General features: G+C 60.9%; 4 protein-coding genes. 1 reads left to right on the forward strand and 3 read right to left on the reverse strand.

The window, feature by feature from the left end; genetic code table 11:
• Window positions 1–162: zinc ribbon domain-containing protein (locus tag ACTHNR_RS15065; RefSeq protein WP_440548460.1), on the forward strand; the 162-nt coding region annotated here is incomplete at its 5' end.
• Between the two features lie 200 nt (window positions 163–362).
• Here the strand turns inward: ACTHNR_RS15065 and ACTHNR_RS15070 are convergent.
• The 3 genes from ACTHNR_RS15070 to ACTHNR_RS15080 form a co-directional block, all read right to left on the reverse strand.
• The gene (locus ACTHNR_RS15070) at window positions 363–1670 is read right to left on the reverse strand and encodes an MATE family efflux transporter (protein ID WP_440548461.1); all 1308 of its coding nucleotides are present in this window, start codon (window positions 1668–1670) and stop codon (window positions 363–365) included.
• Window positions 1671–1843: 173 nt separating this feature from the next.
• Window positions 1844–2686, reverse strand: a complete 843-nt coding sequence (locus tag ACTHNR_RS15075; protein WP_440548458.1) for a DUF72 domain-containing protein — start codon at window positions 2684–2686, stop codon at window positions 1844–1846.
• Between the two features lie 38 nt (window positions 2687–2724).
• Window positions 2725–4236 carry a peptide MFS transporter gene (locus ACTHNR_RS15080; RefSeq protein ID WP_440548459.1) on the reverse strand — a complete coding sequence of 504 codons (1512 nt, stop codon included), beginning with the start codon at window positions 4234–4236 and terminating at the stop codon, window positions 2725–2727.
• Between the last annotated feature and the right edge of the window lie 325 nt (window positions 4237–4561).

Raw genomic sequence — 4561 nt, forward strand, 5'->3', positions numbered from 1 at the left:
GCGTGCCATGCGCGCAGCGGCCCTAGCGGGCTGAAAGGCTTGCGAATAAGAGCATGGCGGTGCGGTGGTTGCGGTTGTGTACATGATCGCGACATCAATGCTGCGCTGAACATTCTCCGATGCGGACGTGCATCGCCAGTCGTGGGAATCACCCGCCTTTAGGCGGGCGAGGACGTCAATTCAAAACTCCAACTCTTTCGCAATGATCTTGGCCGGAAGCGTCGCCACGGTTCTGCTAATCGACAAGGCTGGTTGCCGTGTCTTGACTGTGCTGCCGCAGCGGATCGTCAGGAGATCTCGCTATTCTCGGCGTGTGAGCCGACGCGCCGGGGGCCGTCGTGCTGGGGTTGTTCCTTGCGTTCTCATTCGCACTTAGTTTGTTGTACCGAAGCCGGGCGAATGGCGTCAGTAATCCGCGGCAAAAAAGATAGCAACGCCAAGCCGCGTGCTCCCATGAAAATCAATAGCGCGAGCCACAGACCATGATTACCCCAAACATCCACGAGTACCCAAGAGGCGCAGAAAAACACGGCCCAGGAGATTGCCATGGTCTGCATGAGTTCGCGTGTCCGCGTGGCGCCTATGAATACGCCGTCCAGCAAAAATCCTCCCACCGAAGCGAGCGGCAACATCGCAACCCAGGGCAAGAACGTCTGTGCGGCGGCGCGCACTGCCGGTTGATCGGTCAACCCGTGGATGATCCGTGCGCCTGAGCATCCATAGACCAACGCGAACCCGAGCGCCCCCAACGCTGACCAGACCAGATTCACTTTGACGGCTTCTCGGAATGCGGCTCGATTGCCAGCCCCAATCGCCGCGCCAACCAATGCCTCGGTCGCGTGAGCGAAGCCATCGAGTCCATAGGCCATGAAGGTTTGGAAGTTGAGCAGTAGCGCATTGGCGGCGAGAATCGTATCGCCCTGCCTGGCGCCAACGTGGGCAAACCAGGCAAAAGCGCTGAGCAGCAAGATCGTTCGCAAAAAAATGTCGCGGTTCATCCCTACCAGCTTCTTCAGTGCCATTCTGTCCGACACCAACCGCCACGTCAGCGGAGGAAGCCCGCGCGGTCGCACATGCCAAAGCACCGCCATACCGAATGCAAAGCCGATGGCATCGGCGGTTGCCGTTGCTGCGCCGATTCCCGCGAGGCCCCAGCCAAACGCATAGACGTACGTGACCACAGCAACCACGTTGACGGCATTGATCAAGACCTGGGTCAGCAGCGCTATGCGCGGGCGTTGAGCACCCAAGAGGTAGCCGAGTACGACGTAGTTCCCGAGAGCGAACGGCGCGGAAAGAATGCGTGCGCGGCAATAGATACGCGCATTGTCTTGCACGGCATCACTGCCGCCGATGAGCTGGATCGCGTGCCGAATCAATGGCGCTTGCACGACAAGAATCACGCTGCCGATCGCAAACGCAAGCAGTAGTGCGCGTACGATATCCGCGCGCAACGCGTCCTGGTCGCGAGCGCCAAACGCTTGGGCGACCAGTCCTGTCGTTCCCATGCGCAAGAAGCCGAAACCCCAAAACACGAAATTGAAGAAGAGTCCACCAAGGGCGACGCCTCCCAGGTCGGCTGCGCTGCCCAAATGGCCTGCAACCGCCGTATCGACGGCGCCGAGGATGGGTTGCGTGAGATTCGCTAGAACGATCGGAATCGCTAGCATCAGCACACGTCGATGCCAGCCGCCTTTAGACGGCAGCGCTGAATCAATGCTCAACTTTGCTCCCTTTCATTGTCCTCCGTGAGAATGAAACGGATAACCATACCGCCTTCATCTGCTGCCCCCGTTGGTCTTGGCATTTGCGACGAGTTTTAGCATCTCGGCGCTAGCCGCGTTCAGCCGGGCGCATGGCCAATCCGTTCGATCAACGCCATCCCCGCGGCCGGATTGCGCACCTTGTATCCGCTGATCACGTAAAGGTAGACATCGCGCGCCGTGACCTTCTTGGCCGAGTGCGCGATCGTCTCCAGATCATCCGGCGCTTCCCCCGCGGCCCACGCCTTCGCACGCGATGCCCACGCATCCAACGCCTGATCCGAATAGCCGAGGTCCTCCGATTCGACCGTCCCCATGATTCGCGCATAAACGAACGGCGCCGTCACATCGGCAATCTGTGGGTGCTCGCTGTCTCCTGCTACGACCACGGCAACCTCATGCTCGCGCAGGAGCGAAACGAACTCCGGATGCCGAAAGCTTTCGTGCCGAACCTCGACGGCATGGCGAATGGCGCGGCCATCCACCTTCTTCGGCAGCAAGCTTAAGAACGCGTCGAAATCCTCGGCATCGAACTGCTTCGTGGTGGCGAATTGCCAATTGATCGGGCCGAGCTTGTTTTTCAACGCGAGCACGCCGCTCGCAAAGAAGCGCTCGATGGAATCGCCTGCCTCGCCCAATACGCGCCGATGCGTGGCGAAGCGCGGCGCCTTCAACGAAAACACAAAATCCTCGGGCGTCTCGTCATGCCACTTCTCGAAGCTCGTGGCCCTCTGCGTGCCGTAGAACGTGCCGTTGATTTCTATCGACGTCAGCTTACGGCTCGCATATTCGAGTTCACGCTTCTGCGTGAGGCCCGCCGGATAAAACGGGCCGCGCCACGGTTCGAACGTCCAGCCGCCGATGCCGACGCGAATGCGAGCGGCGGCGCTGCGGCTCTTGCGAGTACGGGAGGCTTCGGTCATGGTCGTTCCGCGGTCTTGGCCCAGTCGTCATACGACGATCAATCGGCCGCCAGGCTGTGCGCACTCGTGGTTTCGACCGCCGCACTCGATGCGCGGCGATGCTGATCCGAGAGCTTGCGCATCAGCGGCAGCAGGATCAGAGACATTAGCACGCCTGCCGCCGCGAGCCAGCCGAGTTCGGCAAACAGGTTCGTATACAGCGGCAGCGATTGCGTGGCGGGCAAATCGTTGGACGGCAGTTGCGCGAAGTTCGCGACGACGCTGCCGAGGTACTGCGATATGCCAGTGGCCAAAAAGTAAGCGCCCATCATAAAACCGCTCATGCGCGCCGGAATATAGCGCGCGATCATCGCCAGGCCGAGCCCGCTCACGAGCAGTTCGCCGAGCGAGTTCAAGCCGTAGCCCCAGACCATGAACCACGACGAAACGCGGCCGTCGACGGCATAGCGCCCGCTGAAGGCGTAGATGACGAAGCCGATGGCCACGGCCACATAGCCCAGTGCGAATTTGGCGGCGATGCTGATGTCGCCGCGGCCTTTCGCGAGCCGCGTATAGGTTGACGCCAGCAAAGGGCTCAGCAGCATGATCCAAATGGGATTGAGCGCCTGAAATTGCGCGGCGCTCCACGAGAACAGGCGCACGCCGAACAGCGAGAACGTGGGATCGACGTTGCGCAGCGCGAACAGCGTCAGCGACGTCATCTGCTGCTGGTAGAAGATGAAGAACAGGATCGACTGCAGCACGAGTATCAGTGCGGCGATCAGCCCGGCGCGCTCCGAGCGGTCGCACTTGGCGATCATGTAGGCGAAGAGCGCCAGGATGACGATGCCCGCCACGTCGACGCAAGCGACGGCGAGCGACTTGTTGCCCAGCACGAACGCGGCTGCCGTGCCGAGCGCGACGGCGCCCGCGGCCACCACCGCGACGCGGCGCCATACGATTGGCTTACTGTCGGGCGCCGAGCCGATGTGTGAAAGCGATCTGTAACGCACGAGGAAATTGAGCACGCCCAACACCATACCCGCGCAGCAGACGGCGAACGCGGTGCGCCATCCCCAGCGGTCCTTGATCCATGGCGTGGCGAGAATCGAGAGCGTGGAGCCGACGTTGACGGCCATGTAGTAGATCGTGAACGCGCTGTCGATGCGTGCATCGTCGCCTTCGTAAATGCGCCGCACGAGATTGGCGGAGTTCGCCTTGAACAGCCCGTTGCCGACGACGATGACGCCGAGCGATGCATAGAGAAACGAAAGCTGATCGTTCGGCAGTGCAAGCATGCCGTAGCCGAATGAGAGCACCACCGCACCGAACAGCATCGTGCGCCGCGAGCCGAGTACCTTGTCGCCGATCCATCCGCCGATCGACGGCGCCGCATAGACGAGCGCCGTGAATGCGCCCCAAGTGAGGTTCGCGCGCGCATCGCCGAAGCCTAGCCGTTCCACCATGTAAAGCACGAGCAATGCGCCCATGCCGTAATAGCCGAATCGCTCCCACATCTCGATCAAAAAGACCGTGGTGAACGATCGCGATTGCGAAACCGACGAATTCATTGAAGGCTCTCCCTGATAGGTCGAATGACGTTCGCACGTTGTGCGTGCATGGCTTGAACGCCGGCGTTTGCGCGCGGTAGCGCGCGGCGTCTGTGGTATGGCAGCGCGCGCTTAATCCGGTTCGAGGTGCTCGTGCAGTCGCACCCTAGTGCAAATATTAGATTTCTCTAGCGTCCCAAACTTCGAACCCATAGCGTCGCGCGCGATTCTGATTGGGGGCGCCTCACGCGTCACTTCAGGTCTGCACCAGAGGCGCCCTCTAACGGTTGATAGCTGCACAGGAAGACGGGCGCATGTTCTGATGTGTCCATGCAATCGGTCGATT

Source organism: Trinickia sp. (genome assembly GCF_051954495.1).
Lineage (GTDB): Bacteria > Pseudomonadota > Gammaproteobacteria > Burkholderiales > Burkholderiaceae > Trinickia.

Excerpts from the sequence above, each read along its gene's own strand:
- ACTHNR_RS15080 (WP_440548459.1), bottom strand. The coding sequence starts at position 4,236 with ATGAATTCGTCGGTTTCGCAATCGCGATCGTTCACCACGGTCTTTTTG.
- ACTHNR_RS15070 (WP_440548461.1), bottom strand. The coding sequence starts at position 1,670 with ATGCTAGCGATTCCGATCGTTCTAGCGAATCTCACGCAACCCATCCTC.
- ACTHNR_RS15075 (WP_440548458.1), bottom strand. The coding sequence starts at position 2,686 with ATGACCGAAGCCTCCCGTACTCGCAAGAGCCGCAGCGCCGCCGCTCGC.